We start from the raw sequence: 15182 nt of genomic DNA, 5'->3' as shown, positions 1-15182 counted from the left end.
GATTGTTTCAAACGCCTGCTTCAATCGAGTGTTATAGCATGTAGCTCCTTCCGGCAACACAAGGAGGTGCGGTGGCCGGATCCGACCAGGCGCCTGCCGCGCGACAGCGGGCATCCACGCGAGAGCGGCTCATCGAGGCGGCGGTTGAGCTGTTCGGTGAGCGCGGGATCGGGGCGACCTCGCTGCGGACACTCACCGACGCAGCCGGAACCAACATCGCCGCGGTCAACTACCACTTCGGTTCCAAGGAAGGGCTCCTGCGCGCGGTCATCGACCAGACGATGCGCACCGTCAACGAAGAGCGCCGCATCCGACTGGAGCACCTCGAATCAGAAGCTCAACCGACGTCGGTAGCCGCCCTCGTACGCGCCTTCGTCGAACCCGGCGTCGGCCTGGCAGAGGCGCACGGCAGTCGTGGACTGGCCGTCGCGCGCTTCATCGGCCGCGTGATGGGTGAGCCGGACGCCCGGGTGCGGGAGATCTTCGCGCAACAGGTCGAGCCGGTCGAAGGTCGCTATCTGGCCGCCCTGGGACGCGCGCTTCCCGAACTCGAAGACAGTGCCGTCCGGTTCGCCTACACCAACATGATCGGGCTGCTCAGCGTCTACCAGTCCGGCGCGTACGCGACGCTGGACTGGGCATCACAGACGGACAGCAGCACATCAGCGAGCGGGCCCGGCGGCGTCGACCCCGAGAGGCTGGTCGCATTCATCGTCGGCGGGATTCTCGCCACCCTTCCCGCCAAGTCCGGCGAATGAAGCGGAAGTCGGCGGACGCGATGGATGCATGGGAGACGTCGCTGCCGTGGAATCACGCCAGCGCGACGATGAGGACGGTGACACCGACCACCGACAGCGCCGCGCGCATGGCGTGCCCGGACTCCCAGCGGTCACGCAGAGCGGTCCACTCCACGTGACCGTTCCGTTCGGCATCCCGGTGCCGCGCTGCGAAAGTGAAGAAGCCCGTGCTGAACCGGTCGAGGTTCTCGCCTTCCAGCCAGAACCCGTTCACAGGGTGTACTCGCAGCCAGTAGACCGCCTGCATCCCCACGAGGGCCACGAGCCCGATGGCACGCAATGTGAAGTCGGGGCTCGCGGTCTCTGTCAGCGCCAGCGCGATCGCCGTCACGATGATGCTCGGGAATTCGATGCTCCCTGCGATGGTGAATCCGGGATAGTAGATCCGCTGGACCACGAGGTACTCGTCACGGGCGAGGCGCAGCTTGCCGGGCACCTCCAGCGCGTGAGCGAGAGCGGGTGCCATCGCCACTGCCGTCAGAAGTGCCGCGAGAGCCCCGACCACATTCGTCATGACGCCTTCCTTCCCCGTCCCGCCCCTACGGCTCTGCCGTGACCGCAGGGCTCAACCGGCTGGTTGCGGGCCGGACGGTGGAGCCGCCCTTGTCGCAGGTCGCCCAACAGGCCGGCATCGGCAGCGCCTCGCTGTACGAATAGGCGCTGTGGGTACGTCCCTGCTGGTCGTCCGCCAGGCCCGAGGAGCGACGCCCCGCGCTCCCGGCACGCCGCCACTCGGCTGGTCCCCATCAACCGGCTCTGCGAGCCTGCCCTTAGCATGACCGGCATGACGCGATGCGTGCCGCCTGCGCTCCGGGGGCTCTCCGGGGCGCTCATGGTGTGCGCGCTCATGCTCTGCCTGACCGGACTTGCCCGGCCCGCGATGGCGATGCCGGACTCGATGCAGATGACGTCTTCCGCCGCGGCCGCCGAAGCTGCCAGCGGGGAGGCTGCCGGCGGGCACATGTCCGCCGATGCCGGCCGGCACGCCGAGCCGATGGCCACCCACGCACCTGACGGGGATCGGCACTGCCCGATGGTCGAGCAGCAGTGCGCTTCCCCGGAGGCAGTCCTCGCCCAGCACGGGGGCGTGGCCCCGGCGCTCGCTGCCGGTTCCCGGACGACGGCTCTCTGCCCGCCGGAAACGCCGGTGACGCAGCCCAACGCGCCTCCTGCGGCGAAACCCCCTCCTGATCTGCACCAGCTGTGCGTACTGCGGACGTGATCATTCGCCACCCGTGAGGTCCATGCCTCTGCGGGACACCGAATTCCCCACGTCCACCGCGGCACGCTCAAGTCCTCATGCGCGTGCTGTCGTTGCAGAACAGGAGTTACGACGCATGCCGTCGACCGTTGCATTGTTCGTCACTGGTGTGGGCACCGGGCTGCTGGCCGGCGGCGCTTCCTGCGCCGCCGTGCAAGGAGGGCTGCTGGCCGCCGCGGTCACGCGCCGCAATCCCAGCCGGGACAGCTCACCGATCCCTGCCCGGACATCACCCTCGTCCTCTTCGAAGCCCGACCCGGACCCCGTACGGCCGCGCTCCACAGCCCCGTTGAAGCCGACACCCGAGAATCTGGCCCCAGTGGGAGCTTTCCTGCTCGGCAAGCTGCTCTCCCACGCGATCCTGGGCGCACTTCTCGGTGTCTTCGGAGCGGCACTCCAGCCCAGTCCCCGCACACAAGCAGCACTGTTGATCATCGCCGGAGCGCTGATGGTGCTGTTCGCCCTCGACCTGTTCGGTGTGAAGGCAGTCGGGCGTTTCCTTCCACGCACGCCGGCGTTCTTCGGGCGTCTCCTGCGTCGCAGCGCCAAGACAACATCGGTGGTCACGCCCACGCTGGTGGGCTTCGCAACGGTATTGGTGCCCTGTGGCGTGACGCTGTCCGTAGAGCTGATCGCGGTCACCACCGGATCCCTCGTATCCGGCGCAGCTGTGATGGCAGGCTTCGTAGTCGGCACCGCTCCGCTCTTCACCATCCTCGGCTTCCTCTTCCGCCGCTCGGGCACCTCATTCTCCGATTCACTGCGCAGCCTCACCGGCGTGGTCGTCCTGGCCGTGGCGGTCTGGACGATCGCCTCCGGAGTGCAGGCCGGCGGGTGGGGGCCCTCCGACGAGGACAGCAGGCAGAGCCCCGCAGCCGCGCCAGAGCCATCAGGGCGGGCTGAGGACAGGGGGAAGCCGAACGAGCCCGTGCGCACGGACAGTTCGGGGAAGCAGATCATCACCCTCACTGTCACCGACTTCTACGAGACCACCGCGTTCAGCGCCAAGGCAGGTGTTCCCACCAAGCTGGTGCTGCACGGTGACAACGCCGGTGGGTGCGCCCGTGCGTTCACCATCCCGTCCCTCGGTGTGCAGAAGATCGTCAAGCGATACGGCGACACCGACGTGGACCTCGGAACCCCCAAGACCGGGAAGCTGCGCTTCTCCTGCTCCATGGGCATGCAGACCGGCACCATCAACTTCAAGTCGAGGCAATCGTGAACCTGTTCAGCCGCAAGACGAAGACCGAAGGTGACGGTGACGTGACAGTCGTGCTGCACGTCGACGGGATGCACTGCCCCAGCTGCGGCCTCCTCATCGACGACGAGTTGGAGGAGATCCCCGGGGTCCGCTCCGCCAGCACTGCCGTGCGCACCGGGCGCTCAACGATCCGCCTCGAGGCAGGCGTCGACGTGGACCCGGCCGTGCTGGTCGCCGCAGTGGAAGGAGCAGGCGACTACGCGGCCCGACTAGCGCACTGAACGACGCTGCTCAACGGCCTCTGTCCCCGATTACCCCGATGGCGCCGGCGACTCATCTGCATTCTCACAAGCCCGGGTTGAGGGTCCTGAGTCGCTGTGCCGCCCGAGCAGCGTGGTGATGAGAACGGCGCCGAGAGCAAGGAGGGCGGCAGCGACGGTGAGCGCGAATGAAAAGCCCGCCGTCGCTGTGCGCCCCTCGCCCGCCGATGCTTCCACGGTGTCACCGTGGCGCGTAGCCAGCGTGACCAGGGTTGCCAACCCCACAGCGCCGCCGACCTGTTGAACGGACGTGAGTACGGCCGAGCCGAGGCCGGCGTTCTCCTCGGTGATGCCCGTGAGCGCCGCAACCGTCAAGACAGGGAAGCCCAGGCCGGAGCCGAGGCTCGCAACGAGCATGCCGGGCAGCACTCCGCCCGCGTAGCTGCTACCCGATGACACCCCGGACAACAGCAGCAGTCCCGCTGAACTGGTCAGGAACGACGCCACGAGCGTCCAGCGCGTCCCGAATCGGACCATAGCTCGGGAGGAGAGCCAGACACCGGCCAGGATGCCACCGCCGTAGGGCAGAAAGGCCAAGCCTGCCGTGAGCGGGCTGTAACGCAGCACCGTCTGCAGATGCAGCATCAGCAGAAAGGACAGCGAAAAGAAGGCGGCAGTGAACAGCAGACTCGTGCCGTTGGCAACGGCACGCGTCCGGAACGACACGAACGCCCACGAGACGAGAGGCTCGGCCGTGCGCGCCTCGACGGTGATGAAGGAGATCGCCAGGAACAGAGCGAGGACCAGGGGTATGGCTGAGGCCGTGCTGCCCCAACCGGACTCTGCGGACTGGAGAAGACCGTAGACGAGAAGCACAAGGGCGCCGGTGCCCAGTACGGCACCGGAGACATCCAGGCGGGCCGGGCGGACGGCGCGGTTCTCGGCGACCAGGCGCGGCAACACCGCAACCGCGACGAGGGCGACCGGCAGGTTGATCAGGAAGATCCACCGCCAGGACGCAAGGCTGGTCAACGCACCAGAGATCACCAGGCCGGTCGTGCCGCCCAGACCCGCGATGCCGCCCCAGATGCCGAGCGCCTTGGCGCACTCCTCAGTACCGGGGAACAGGAGGGTGATCAGCGACATCGCAGCCGGGCTGGCCATGGCCGAGCCCACACCCTGTACGAACCGCCCGGCCACGAGCTACCAGGGCTCCTGTGCGAGCCCGCAGACGAGACTCGCCGCACCGAACAACGCCACACCTGCCAGGAAGATGCGACGACGGCCCAACAGATCAGCAACGCGGCCGAACAGCAGCAGCATCCCGCCGAAGGCGAGGAAATAGGCATTGGCGACCCACGTCAGACCCGCGGCGCTGAAGCCGAGTTCCTCCCGGAGGCTGGGGAGAGCGACGTTCACCACGGTGTCGTCCAGGACGAGCATGAACTGCACGCAGCACAACACCGTCAGCGCCAACGAACGGCGACCGGCATGTGCGAGCGGGGTTGATGCCGTCGTCATACCGAACGCCCCGTCGGCATGACCTGCACGTACTCGTTGCAGTCGCGGCCGCGGCTCGAAGAATTGATCGCCATGCGACGACGCTACGCAGCGGGCATGCTGGCCACAATGCGCTACAAGGCCAGGGGGTATCGCGTACAGGACATAGGCTGGGATGCATGGCCGAGCCTTTCGAGTGTGCCGCCCCGACCGGGGCGGGAGCCATCGTCGTCGGGAACTTCCCGCTGTCGTCAGGGCAGTGGTTCGCCCCGCACAGTCACCCGCAGCACCAGCTGGCGTGGACGCGACGCGGTGTGCTCGGCGTCGCCGTCGACGACGTCCACTGGGTCCTGCCGCCCACACGGGCGCTGTGGTTGCCCGCCGGGATCGTTCACCGGACCGGCGCGACCCGTGAGGCGGTGTTGTGCGGTCTCTACTTCGAACCGGACCGGTGCGCGCTCGCCTGGACTGAGCCCACACCGGTCGCCGTCGACGGGCTGCTGGCCCATCTGATCGCCTACCTCGACCGGGAGGACCTCACCGGCGACGCGCGGCTGCGGGCCGAGGCGGTCGTGCTGGATCTGCTGCGGCCGCTGCCGACGACACCCATCCATGTGCCGAATCCCGTCGACGAACGCGTATCTGCCGTGGCCGACGCACTGCTGACCGACCCAGGAGACCCGCGCAGCCTCGAGGCCCACGCGAAAGCCGTCGGAGTGAGCCGACGGACCCTGACCCGGCTGTTCGTCGACGACACCGGCTTGAACTTCGACCGATGGCGCGTCCACGTACGGTTGCGAGCCGCCCTGCCCCTTCTCGCCGAAGGCCAACCCGTATCCCGGGTAGCACACACAGTGGGATACGAGACACCCAGCGCATTCCTCGCCGCATTCCGGCGAACGGTCGGCACGTCCCCGAAGCGCTACCTCAATGGCGAGGACATACCTCTGCCGCCCCTCACGATCTCCGATTCGCCGGATGGCCGCTGAGGACATCTCTGCCAAGCACGAACTCGGGCCGCCGCGGCCCTCGTTCGCGATGTGTCCGGGCCATACGACACCGGTCCATTCGTGCACGCCCCGACCCAAGGCACTGTCCGGCGGATCAGGTGTCATGGGAAGAGGGAGCTCAGTGTGTCGCGGTGACCTTGGACGACGGGGCGAGGTGAGAGCAGCAGCTCAGGCCCATGGCCGCAGCGGCGGGCCCACCGAGCATCAGCACTGGGAGAGCGAGCGACACGGCAGCGGTGAGCGAGCCCGCGGCGACACCGACGTGGCCGAGCGGCCGGTGCGGGGCGATGAGCCGGCGCACCCGCTGGGCGGTGGTGCTGCCGCCCGCCCCGAGCGCTACCCCGGGCACGACTGCAGAGCCACGGCCGGTCGCCACCTCGAGCAGCGCCCCGGCGACGGTCAGGCGGCCGGACTGGTCGGCGGCGACGTCGTCGGCCCGTAGTTCCACCAGCCGGGCCACCTCGGCCTGCGCGTCACGGAAGAGCGGGATGCGGGGGAAGGCCCGGGCCAGTGCGGCGGACCAGGCCAGGGCCACGTCGTGGTGTTCGGCGAGATGGGCACGCTCATGCGCGACCACTGCAGCGAGCTGAGCATCGTCAAGGACGCGCAGCGCGCCTGTTGTCACCACGGTGCGAGGCTGCGGGCCAGGCAGGCAGTAGGCGGCTGCTCCGTCGTGGTCGAGTACAACCAGCCCGCGCCCGGCGTCCGTTCGACCGACCAGGTCCAGGACTTGGCCATGCCTGTCCCGCTCCCGGATTGCGGTCCGCGCGACAACCGCCAGGCAGTACCCCGCTCGCACCAGCACTGCCAGCGCGAGCACGGCACCACTCGCCGCGGCAGCAGCACCCCATGGGGCAGAGGTGTACTGCGCGCGGAGCGTCATCAGGCACGACTGCAGAAGGGCTACCAGATCGGAGCTGACGCGGACGGTCACCACGGTCAGGGCAAGGCTCGAGATCACCGCCGAGGCGAGCACCGAGACACCCATCGCCAGCCAGACGGTGATCCCCAATCGGGGTGCCCGGTCCGCCCAACGGCTCCGGCGCACCACCCGGCTCCCCGCCGTGCACAGCAAGGCCGCGTACACGAAGAGCACCAACGCGATGATCAAGGCCGGCTCTTCTTCTTGCGAGCGGCGTCCAGCAGACCGCGCAGCTCCTCCGCCTCGGCAGGCTCCATGTCTTCGACAAGGCTCATCAGGGCTGCCGCACGGTTCTCACTGCCGGCCAGCGCCTCGCCCATCAGTCCGGCGATGTACTTGTCACGGGTGGCGGTCGCGCCGTAGCGGAAGGCTCGCCCGTCGCGCTCCTTCGACAACCAGCCCTTGCGGTGGAGGATCTCGGTCACCGTGTGCACGGTGTTGTACGCCGGCACCGGGTTCCGGTCGAGGCGCTCCAGCACCTCACGTACGCGCAGCGGTTCGCCCGCCTCCCACACCGCGTCCATGATCGCGGCCTCCAGGTCACCGAACTGCGGCATGAACCCTCCTTCCGGTCTGGCACGTGACCGTAATCCTAAGCCGCCTAGGAAACTGGGGGTCGGTGCTTCCGGCCCGTTCGTTCGCCGCTAACGCCCGTCAGCTGCCGACGGACGGGCGGCTCCGATGATCGACGGGGCGGCCGGATTGGGCCGGCCTCCGGGGAGGAAGTCGAAATGACGCACCGTCGAGACGGTGAACCCGGCTTCCTGAATGGCGTGTTCGGAGTCCCTCGTGAGATTGCACCCGCCTCCGATCAGCCGCCACAGCGGGTTCAGGGCCCGCTGCCGCCGGAATGACCTGGGCTCCTGCGAGCGGACATGCTCGTAGAACCGCAGTTCGCCGCTCGGCTTGAGCACGCGCTGGGTTTCGGCGAGCGCCCCGGGGACATCGGCGATCGTGCACAAGACGAGCGAGACCACGGCCACATCGGCAGTGGCGTCCTCGACCGGCAGCATTTCGGCCTGGCCGTCAAGGACTTCCACCGGCACAGCGGCATCCTTTACGGCCCGCTCGGCGTGCGCCCGAAGCCTCGGTTCCGGTTCCACTGCGACGACCCGCTCCACCTCCGGCGGATAGTGCCGGAAGTTCGCGCCCGTACCAGCGCCGATCTCCACCACCACGCCGTGGACCCCCGCGAGGAGTTCCTGGCGGTGCTCGATCGACCCGTGCGCCTCCGCGAAGGCGTTGATCCGTGGGTAGAGGCGCGCGAACAACGGATGCGACACCTTCTTGGCCATGCTGCTCTCCTCGTCGATCAGACGACGGGATACCCCGTCAGTGACTCCTAAGGAGTTTAGGAGCACTCTCACGGCGCGTCCAGCACGGCACGCAGCCACCCCTGACCGGATCTTGATCACCGACGGGTGGTATACCCCTACCCCCTAAGAGGGGCGCCTCACAGTGCCGCGCCTCGGGCCCAGTCGACATCACTCTGAGGCCTGGCTTATTGATCGGCGACTCCGGCCGCGGCTGCCCCCAACCAACCTTGTAGTGCAGCAAGTACTCCATCAGATGATCCGCCCCTGACCCCGCCGCCGGGCCTCCTTGATGTGTGGCCTTGACGAGGAGGCGGCGCACTTTTAGTTTCCTATACTTGTACCCCGTAGGGGTATATTGATGCGGCGTCAGCCGCCAGAGGCGACGTCTGACGGTGCCTCCGAGGGAGGAGAAGCGATGTCCGAGGCGAATAGCTCGCCCGAAGCACCGACTGCCGGGCTCAGGGAGTGGATCGCGCTGGGGCTGCTGGTGCTGCCCGCGATGCTCCTGTTCATGATGCTCACGATCTTGTTCCTGGCGATTCCTTCTCTGGCCGCGGACTTGAGGCCGAGCGGTACGCAGGCGTTGTGGATCCTGGACATCTACGGCTTCCTCATGGCGGGGTTCCTCGTCCTGATGGGGACTGTCGCCGACCGCGTCGGTCACCGGACTCTGCTGATGGCAGGTGCCGCGGTCTTCGCTGTGGGCTCGATCGCCGCCGCCTACACCGACGATCCGGGAATGCTGATCGTCTGGCGCGCGGTACTCGGGCTGGCAGGCGCCGCGCAGACTCCAGCCACGCTCGGGCTGATCTTCACGATGTTCCATGACGCCAAGCAGCGGGGCGTTGCGATCGGCGCCTGGGCTGCCGGGATCTCGGCCGGTGTGGCACTCGGTCCGCTGCTCAGTGGGCTCCTGCTGGAGGCCTTCTCCTGGCGGGCGACCTTCCTCGTCGCGGTTCCGGTCATGGTGGTGGTGCTGATCGGCTCACCTCTGCTGCTGCCCAAGCACCAGGGCGCAGGGCAGGGACGTCTCGACATCTTCAGCGCGTTCCTTCTGCTGGCAGCCCTGCTGCCGTTCATCTACGGCATCAAGGCAGTCGCGGCGGACAAGCCGCTCGGTGAATCACTCCTGGCAGTGGGCGTAGGCGTGGTCTTCGGTCTGCTGTTCGTCGTACGGCAGCTGCGTTCCTCGGAACCCCTGCTGGACGTACGACTGTTCGGCAACCGCACTGTCGGCGGCGCACTCGGCGTGTTCATCCTCGCCGCGACCGGACTTGGCGGCGTCTACCTGATGTTCACCCAGTTCCTGCAGCTCGTCACCGACCTCTCACCGCTGCAGACCGGGCTCGCGATCCTGCCCCCAGCAGTCGGACTGATCGCGGTGGCAACGCTCTCCCCCGTCATGGCGCGTCGGGTGCGGCCCGGGTACGTCATCGCCGTGGGCCTGGCCGTTCAGGTGGTGGGCTACCTGCTGCTCACCCAGGTCGGGAGCTCCACCGGCCTGCCTCTGCTCATCGCGAGCTTCGTCGTCGTCTACCCGGCCGTGGCACCGTCCATGGCGCTCACCACCGACCTCGTCGTCAGCTCCGTGCCGCCGGAGAAGGCAGGAGCTGCCAGCGGGCTGAGCTCCACCGTGAACGACCTCGGCATCTCACTCGGCGTCGCAGTCGTCGGCAGCATCGGGGTCGCCAAGTACCGCAGCGAGATCGACAGCAACCTCCCGTCGGGCCTGCCCGGTGAGGTCGAGAAGGCCGCGAGGGAGAACATCGACGGCGCCGTTGCCGGCGCGGGTCAGCTCCCGGCCGAACTTGGCTCGTCCCTCCTGCGAGCTGCACGCGACGCGTTCGCCAGCGGGTTCAACGTCGCTGCCGCTGTGTCCGCCGGAATCACCCTCGCAGGAGCCGTCCTCGCGGCCGTAGCGCTCCGGCACGTCCCGCCAACCGGCGTCACGACTGCGACGCCGGAGCCTGGGCAGCAGGAGACGCCGGACAACGCCGCGGTCGAAAGGGGCGGTGCGAAGCAGTGACTTGGAGACCACTCGGCCGCCGTGCGCAACGGGTGGGCGACCAGCACATGGCCAGCAACCACAGGTTGAGTCTGGTCGACGTGCAAGAAGGGCCTCACGGCCGGAGGTCGGCCGTATGCGGGCGCGGTACCGGATTCGTTGACTGATCGGTGAGCAGAGCAGCATGATCAAGGCGGTGTCGCATCCGTTGTTCGCACGTATCCATCCGCGGATCAACGTCTTCGCCGAGGCCCACGACTTGCGCACTGCCGCTGGACTACGTCGGAACGCCTTCGGCCGTGGAAGAGAAGCGGCAGGCACTGCCCCGAATGAGGTAAGAGTTCCCGGTGATTCCCGCTCGTGCAGATTCCGCCCCGGGGTTCGGGTACGGCCCCAGGGTATATTTCTGAGGTGAGCCCAGACTGGGCGAGCAGTGCGGCCGGCTCCCAGCTCGTCCCCGCCCGGCGATAGCCACGGGCTCTCGAGTCGGACCATGCGGGGAACCTGCACCCGAAAAGCAGACCTGGCTCGTTGTTGGTCGGCACGACTTGGCACGGCTTCTGGATGGGCGAGCAAGCTGGAGGAAGGTGGAGGGCGATGGTCAGCTACAGCAACCACAAGGACGAGGTCCTCAAACGGCTCCGCCGAATCGAGGGCCAAGTCCGCGGGCTGGAGCGCATGGTTGAGTCGGACACCTACTGCATCGACGTCCTCACCCAGGTCTCGGCCACCACTCGAGCCCTGCAGTCTTTCGCCTTGCAACTGCTGGATGAACACCTCGCGACCTGCGTCAGCGGGGCCGTGGCCGAGGGCGGCGAAGAAGCAACGGTCAAGCTCAAAGAGGCCAACGAAGCCATTGCCCGGCTCGTTCGCTCTTGAGTAAGGGCGCGCCCCCGGTCACGGCCAACGCGGGTGCCGTCAGCTTGAACCTGTCTGCAATGACGGTACGAGTGGGACCTCTGGACTGGGCGTACCGACCAGCGCTCCGCCCGAATGCCTGCATCGAAGATGCTGGTACGCCTGGGCGTGATCACCATCAGCGCGTTGGCTCGCAGGTGAACCTCTTCGGAAGCGAACGCATCTGCCACTGGGTCAGGCGGTCGCCCGTGACCCCTGTCCCTCGGCGAGGGGTCTCCACGCGCTGGGCGAGCGTGTCCCGGACCGGCGGGCCCTGTCGTCCAAAACCCTGGCCCTCGGCCAGGGGGAGATGATGGGGGCATGCAACTTCGCATAGAGGCCGTCGACCTGCCCGGTCTTGAATGCCCACCGGGCACGGACCGACCGTCGTACCGCAACATTCACGTAGCCGTGCAGCGCCGCAACCGACCCGGCGAACTACTCGACATGCACCCGGGCAACGCAGACCGAGCGTCGTGGACGCTGGAAGCCACCGCCTCGCCCACCGAGTCCGGTATCGACGTGAAGGGCCCCTACGTCCAAGGCCGCCCCGGAGCCCGCTTCGTGTACCTGTCATGGGGCACCGTCGACAAGACCGGCGGATTCGAGATGTTCCGCCGCGCCAAGCTGATGCTCGACGCTGTCCCAGACGACGTCCTGGCCGCTGCAGCCCGCGACGGACTGCTGGTCGGGAGACTCGGACTGACGGACGGATGCAGTATGCCGCTGTGCGCACGGGTCACACCGCCTCGCATCATCTGGACCGCCGAACCCCTGGCCTGACCGGTGCCCGGGTGGCCGTCGCCCCGTCGTGATTCTGTTTACTAGCTTCGACAGTAGATGTTTCGCTCTTCGTGAGAGGCCCGCTCGGAGCCAGGATCGCCGCCCGCCCGTCCACCATTTTCTGAATTCAGCATTGCTTGTACTCTCGGCGTGTGCTGATACTCGCTTCCGATGTCGAGGTGCTGGCCAGGTTCGGCCGCGCGCTTGCCGACCCGATCCGCTGCCGCATCCTGCTCGCCCTGCGTGAGGCCCCGGCCTACCCGGCCGACCTCGCCGACGCCCTCGGCATCTCGCGCACGCGGCTGTCGAACCACCTTGCGTGCCTGCGCGACTGCGGCCTGGTCGTTGCCGTTCCCGACGGACGGCGCACCCGCTACGAGCTCGCGGATGAACGACTCGGGCACGCGCTGGACGACCTGCGCACCGCAGTCGTCGCCGTCGAGACCGATCGGACCTGCGCCGACGCCGACGGGTGCTGCTGACCATGACCGCCGAGACACCCGTATCCTTCGGCCCCGGCCCTGTCCGCCGCGACGCGCTCGCCCGCCGGATTCGGTTCCTGGTCGCAGTGACCATCGCCTACAACGTGATCGAGGCGATCGTCGCCCTCACGGTGGGAACCCTCGCCTCGTCCACCGCACTGATCGGCTTCGGCCTGGACTCCTTCATCGAGGTTTCCTCCGCCGCCGCGGTCGCCTGGCAGTTCTCCGCCCGTGACCACGCCGTACGCGAGTCCCGCGAGAAGACCACGCTGCGCATCATCGCCGCCTCCTTCTTCGCGCTCGCCGCCTACGTCACCCTGGACGCGGTACGCGCCCTGACCGGACCCGGCGAGGCCGAACACTCCATCCCTGGCATCGTGCTGGCCGCCCTGTCCCTCGCGGTGATGCCGTTCCTGTCCGCTGCCCAGCGCCGCGCCGGCAGCGAACTCGGCTCTGCCTCCGCAGTCGCCGACTCCAAGCAGACCCTGCTGTGCACCTACCTGTCCGCCGTGCTCCTGGTCGGCCTGGTCCTCAACGCCACCCTCGGGTGGGCCTGGGCCGACCCGATCGCCGCCCTCGTCATCGCCGCCATCGCCGTCAAGGAAGGACGCGACGCCTGGCGCGGCAAGGGCTGCTGCACGGTTCCTGCCGCCGCAGCAGCCCGGGCCCTCGACGCCCAGGACGACAAGTGCGGCTGCCGGCCCGGATGCGAGTGCTGCAACTGAACTCCACGCATGAGAACTCCAAACACACGCGCAGCCAGCTAGCGCTTCCATTCACTGAGCTGCTGCCCGGGTACAACTCAGGGAGCCGATGGGCTTGGCCATCCCCTGTCCCTGACCCTTCTGACGTCCCAGGATGGGAGTGGCCTCGTTCGCTACTGCTCCGGTTGCTGTGGCTGGTCGTAGGCGTGCAGTAGGTGTTCGATGCGTTGGTTGTTGATGGATTGGCGGTCGTAGAGGCACTTGGCGTAGCGGGTCAGGAGTACTTCGACACTGTTGCCGGCGCGTTGGGCGACCTCTGCCGGGTCCGCGCCCGCGCACAGCCAGGTGGACAGGGCGGAATGGCGCAGGTCGTAGGGGCGAGCCGCTAGTGGTGTGGTGGCAAGTGCGGGCGGGAGTGCGAGGGCCCGGGCTTGTTTCCAGACCCGGTAGTAGGCGGTGTAGCCGACGATGTTTCCGCGTTCGGTGAAGAAGAGTCGACCGTCCTCCGCGGTGCCGTGGGTGTCGATGCTCTCCCGCCACATGGCCACCAGGTGCGGTGGGAGCGGCACGATGCGTACCTCGCCCGGCGGGCGGTTCTTCAGGCCGCGTTCGTCGTGGAGGCGGCCGGTGTCGGTCCATTTCTTGCCGGCTTGGGGGAGGGTGCGGTAGGCAACCAGGCGTCCCCAACCCGAGGCGGGCAGGTGACAGTCCGGCAGGGTCACGGCGATGACTTCCTCGGGGCGCAGGCCTGCGTAGTACATGCCGGCGAACAAGCCGACCAACCGGCGGCCGCGGGCCCGCCGGTAGCCGCCCACGTAGGAGACCGCGGCCAGCAGACACTGCGCTTGATGAGGGTTGGCCACCACCCGCGGGTCCACCGCGACCACCTGCTTGGGAACACGCCACCGGATCCGCTCCAGCGGGTGACTGTGCAACTCGCCCTGCTCGATGGCGTAGTGCAGGGCATGCACCAGCACCTTCCGTTTGCGGCGCATGGTCTCGGGTGCCGCGCTCGTGCCGTCGCGTTTACGGCGCAGCGCCTCCAACACCCCACGCGCCACAGCGGGATCGTCCAGGTCGATCAGCGGCCGGGATGCCTTCGCCACCCACTGCAGAGACAGCCGGGCCTCCACCGGCATCTCAGCCTCCTGGGCCCTGGGCCCGACGAACGCCCAGCCGCGTAGCGCCTGATGCAGTACGTCCTCGCTGGGCCTCCCCGGGATGTCCCAGAGCATCGCCCGCGTGATCTCTGTCAGGGCCTCACTGGTCTCATTGCGTGTGTTGGCCGCCCTTCCGGGCCACTGCGCCTGCATGTAGCCAAGGGCGAAGTCGAACCAACTGATCCCCGACAGGCCGTAGGCGCGGTCATCGGAGGGAGCCAGCCCCGCGCGCAGGGCACGCACCAACTCCGCGCCGAACTCCCCCGCCACATCCGCCACCACACCGCTGTGCTGCGCGCGGCTTCGACTACCAGCTGCCTGGGCCCGGCACCGGCCGGGCCGTGGCGGCCCCGTTCCGTCTCGACGTGGGCGTCCGTCCATGGGCCTACCTCCCAGCGCGACCGAGGTGCTGGTGGTATTGCTGCCCGGTCTGTCCGCTCAGGCTGCGTCACGAAGGGGTGACTCGAGGGCGTGCGGGAGCACGAGGAGCGCAAAGTGGCATCGCGGACAGCCCCTCGAGCCACCGTGGGCTCCGTTCTGGCGTCGTCGATCGCTTCTGGCGCACACGATGCCAGCGGACGAAGCAGTGGCCGAGACGAGTATGTACCTGTCCTGAGAATTGAAGCTCTTTGAACATCACTGGAAACATCAGTCACCTATTTCACTGCAGTTCGATAGGCCGGTGGCGAAAAAACACGCACCCGCACGATGAGGGTCTCTCGAGTATTGGCAAATTCCCCTCGACGGCCAGGACCACGGGGACGCTAAGGCCATGCGCCTACATCTGCTGCGGTGGGTTCTCGACCCGGTCACGAGTTTGAAGGCTTATTGGCTGTCCAGGCGAAGCCGCGGTCGGGTCTCGTTCGACGTGGCCTGGCGGCGAG

At 67.9% G+C, this 15182-nt stretch carries 15 protein-coding genes and 1 pseudogene; 10 read left to right on the top strand and 6 right to left on the bottom strand.

The window, feature by feature from the left end; all coding sequences use genetic code 11:
• Positions 1–71: 71 nt before the first annotated feature.
• A complete protein-coding gene (locus tag H343_RS32395; protein ID WP_051265853.1) occupies positions 72–758 on the top strand; it encodes a TetR family transcriptional regulator in 687 nt (228 codons plus the stop codon).
• 52 nt (positions 759–810) lie between these two features.
• On the opposite strand, the gene H343_RS0123125 is transcribed toward H343_RS32395, so the two are convergent.
• The gene (locus tag H343_RS0123125) at positions 811–1311 is read right to left on the bottom strand and encodes a DUF1772 domain-containing protein (RefSeq protein WP_028433071.1); all 501 of its coding nucleotides are present in this window, start codon (positions 1309–1311) and stop codon (positions 811–813) included.
• A gap of 270 nt (positions 1312–1581) precedes the next feature.
• Between H343_RS0123125 and H343_RS0123120 the strand changes: the two genes are divergently transcribed.
• The 3 genes from H343_RS0123120 to H343_RS0123110 all read left to right on the top strand — a co-directional run bounded on the left by H343_RS0123120 (position 1582) and on the right by H343_RS0123110 (position 3540).
• Positions 1582–2019: a hypothetical protein gene (locus tag H343_RS0123120; protein ID WP_158679605.1), complete on the top strand. Its 438-nt coding sequence runs from the start codon at positions 1582–1584 to the stop codon at positions 2017–2019.
• A gap of 115 nt (positions 2020–2134) precedes the next feature.
• On the top strand, positions 2135–3280 hold the full coding sequence (locus H343_RS0123115; RefSeq protein ID WP_037904802.1) for an urease accessory protein UreH domain-containing protein: 1146 nt from the start codon (positions 2135–2137) through the stop codon (positions 3278–3280).
• Positions 3277–3540 carry a cation transporter gene (locus H343_RS0123110; protein WP_158679604.1) on the top strand — a complete coding sequence of 88 codons (264 nt, stop codon included), beginning with the start codon at positions 3277–3279 and terminating at the stop codon, positions 3538–3540. Before H343_RS0123115 ends, H343_RS0123110 begins: the two co-directional genes overlap by 4 nt.
• A gap of 30 nt (positions 3541–3570) precedes the next feature.
• Here H343_RS0123110 and H343_RS32390 read toward each other — a convergent pair.
• Positions 3571–5040, bottom strand: a pseudogene (locus H343_RS32390) (MFS transporter).
• A 158-nt stretch (positions 5041–5198) separates the two neighbouring features.
• Between H343_RS32390 and H343_RS32385 the strand changes: the two are divergent.
• Positions 5199–6008, top strand: a complete 810-nt coding sequence (locus H343_RS32385; protein WP_051265850.1) for an AraC family transcriptional regulator — start codon at positions 5199–5201, stop codon at positions 6006–6008.
• Positions 6009–6147: 139 nt separating this feature from the next.
• On the opposite strand, the gene H343_RS32380 is transcribed toward H343_RS32385, so the two are convergent.
• The 3 genes from H343_RS32380 to H343_RS0123085 form a co-directional block, all read right to left on the bottom strand.
• A complete protein-coding gene (locus H343_RS32380; protein WP_078506049.1) occupies positions 6148–7140 on the bottom strand; it encodes a M56 family metallopeptidase in 993 nt (330 codons plus the stop codon).
• Positions 7137–7508, bottom strand: coding sequence for a BlaI/MecI/CopY family transcriptional regulator (locus H343_RS0123090; protein ID WP_028433067.1), 372 nt, complete (start codon positions 7506–7508; stop codon positions 7137–7139). The genes H343_RS32380 and H343_RS0123090 overlap by 4 nt, the downstream gene beginning before the upstream one ends.
• Positions 7509–7595: 87 nt before the next feature.
• On the bottom strand, positions 7596–8246 hold the full coding sequence (locus tag H343_RS0123085) for a class I SAM-dependent methyltransferase (RefSeq protein WP_028433066.1): 651 nt from the start codon (positions 8244–8246) through the stop codon (positions 7596–7598).
• 436 nt (positions 8247–8682) lie between these two features.
• On the opposite strand from H343_RS0123085, the gene H343_RS32375 reads away from it, so the two are divergent.
• The 5 genes from H343_RS32375 to H343_RS0123060 all read left to right on the top strand — a co-directional run bounded on the left by H343_RS32375 (position 8683) and on the right by H343_RS0123060 (position 13159).
• Complete coding sequence (locus H343_RS32375) at positions 8683–10293, top strand: MFS transporter (protein WP_051265847.1); 1611 nt, start codon at positions 8683–8685, stop codon at positions 10291–10293.
• A gap of 543 nt (positions 10294–10836) precedes the next feature.
• A complete protein-coding gene (locus tag H343_RS0123075) occupies positions 10837–11151 on the top strand; it encodes a metal-sensitive transcriptional regulator (protein ID WP_486587021.1) in 315 nt (104 codons plus the stop codon).
• A gap of 339 nt (positions 11152–11490) precedes the next feature.
• A complete protein-coding gene (locus tag H343_RS0123070) occupies positions 11491–11952 on the top strand; it encodes a DUF5990 family protein (protein ID WP_028433064.1) in 462 nt (153 codons plus the stop codon).
• A 152-nt stretch (positions 11953–12104) separates the two neighbouring features.
• Positions 12105–12434: a metalloregulator ArsR/SmtB family transcription factor gene (locus tag H343_RS0123065; RefSeq protein ID WP_028433063.1), complete on the top strand. Its 330-nt coding sequence runs from the start codon at positions 12105–12107 to the stop codon at positions 12432–12434.
• 2 nt (positions 12435–12436) lie between these two features.
• A complete protein-coding gene (locus H343_RS0123060) occupies positions 12437–13159 on the top strand; it encodes a cation efflux transmembrane domain-containing protein (RefSeq protein ID WP_028433062.1) in 723 nt (240 codons plus the stop codon).
• A gap of 152 nt (positions 13160–13311) precedes the next feature.
• Here H343_RS0123060 and H343_RS0123055 read toward each other — a convergent pair whose 3' ends face one another.
• On the bottom strand, positions 13312–14580 hold the full coding sequence (locus H343_RS0123055; protein WP_486587020.1) for a tyrosine-type recombinase/integrase: 1269 nt from the start codon (positions 14578–14580) through the stop codon (positions 13312–13314).
• Positions 14581–15182: the final 602 nt, after the last annotated feature.

It is taken from the genome of Streptomyces sp. TAA204 (assembly GCF_000424965.1).
This window is presented reverse-complemented; position numbering and strand designations above follow the sequence as displayed.

Coding starts and splice junctions, on each gene's coding strand:
- H343_RS0123115 (WP_037904802.1), top strand. CDS start 2,135: ATGCCGTCGACCGTTGCATTGTTCGTCACTGGTGTGGGCACCGGGCTG.
- H343_RS0123120 (WP_158679605.1), top strand. CDS start 1,582: ATGACGCGATGCGTGCCGCCTGCGCTCCGGGGGCTCTCCGGGGCGCTC.
- H343_RS32375 (WP_051265847.1), top strand. CDS start 8,683: ATGTCCGAGGCGAATAGCTCGCCCGAAGCACCGACTGCCGGGCTCAGG.
- H343_RS32385 (WP_051265850.1), top strand. CDS start 5,199: ATGGCCGAGCCTTTCGAGTGTGCCGCCCCGACCGGGGCGGGAGCCATC.
- H343_RS0123075 (WP_486587021.1), top strand. CDS start 10,837: ATGGGCGAGCAAGCTGGAGGAAGGTGGAGGGCGATGGTCAGCTACAGC.
- H343_RS0123125 (WP_028433071.1), bottom strand. CDS start 1,311: ATGACGAATGTGGTCGGGGCTCTCGCGGCACTTCTGACGGCAGTGGCG.
- H343_RS0123085 (WP_028433066.1), bottom strand. CDS start 8,246: ATGGCCAAGAAGGTGTCGCATCCGTTGTTCGCGCGCCTCTACCCACGG.
- H343_RS0123070 (WP_028433064.1), top strand. CDS start 11,491: ATGCAACTTCGCATAGAGGCCGTCGACCTGCCCGGTCTTGAATGCCCA.
- H343_RS0123060 (WP_028433062.1), top strand. CDS start 12,437: ATGACCGCCGAGACACCCGTATCCTTCGGCCCCGGCCCTGTCCGCCGC.
- H343_RS0123090 (WP_028433067.1), bottom strand. CDS start 7,508: ATGCCGCAGTTCGGTGACCTGGAGGCCGCGATCATGGACGCGGTGTGG.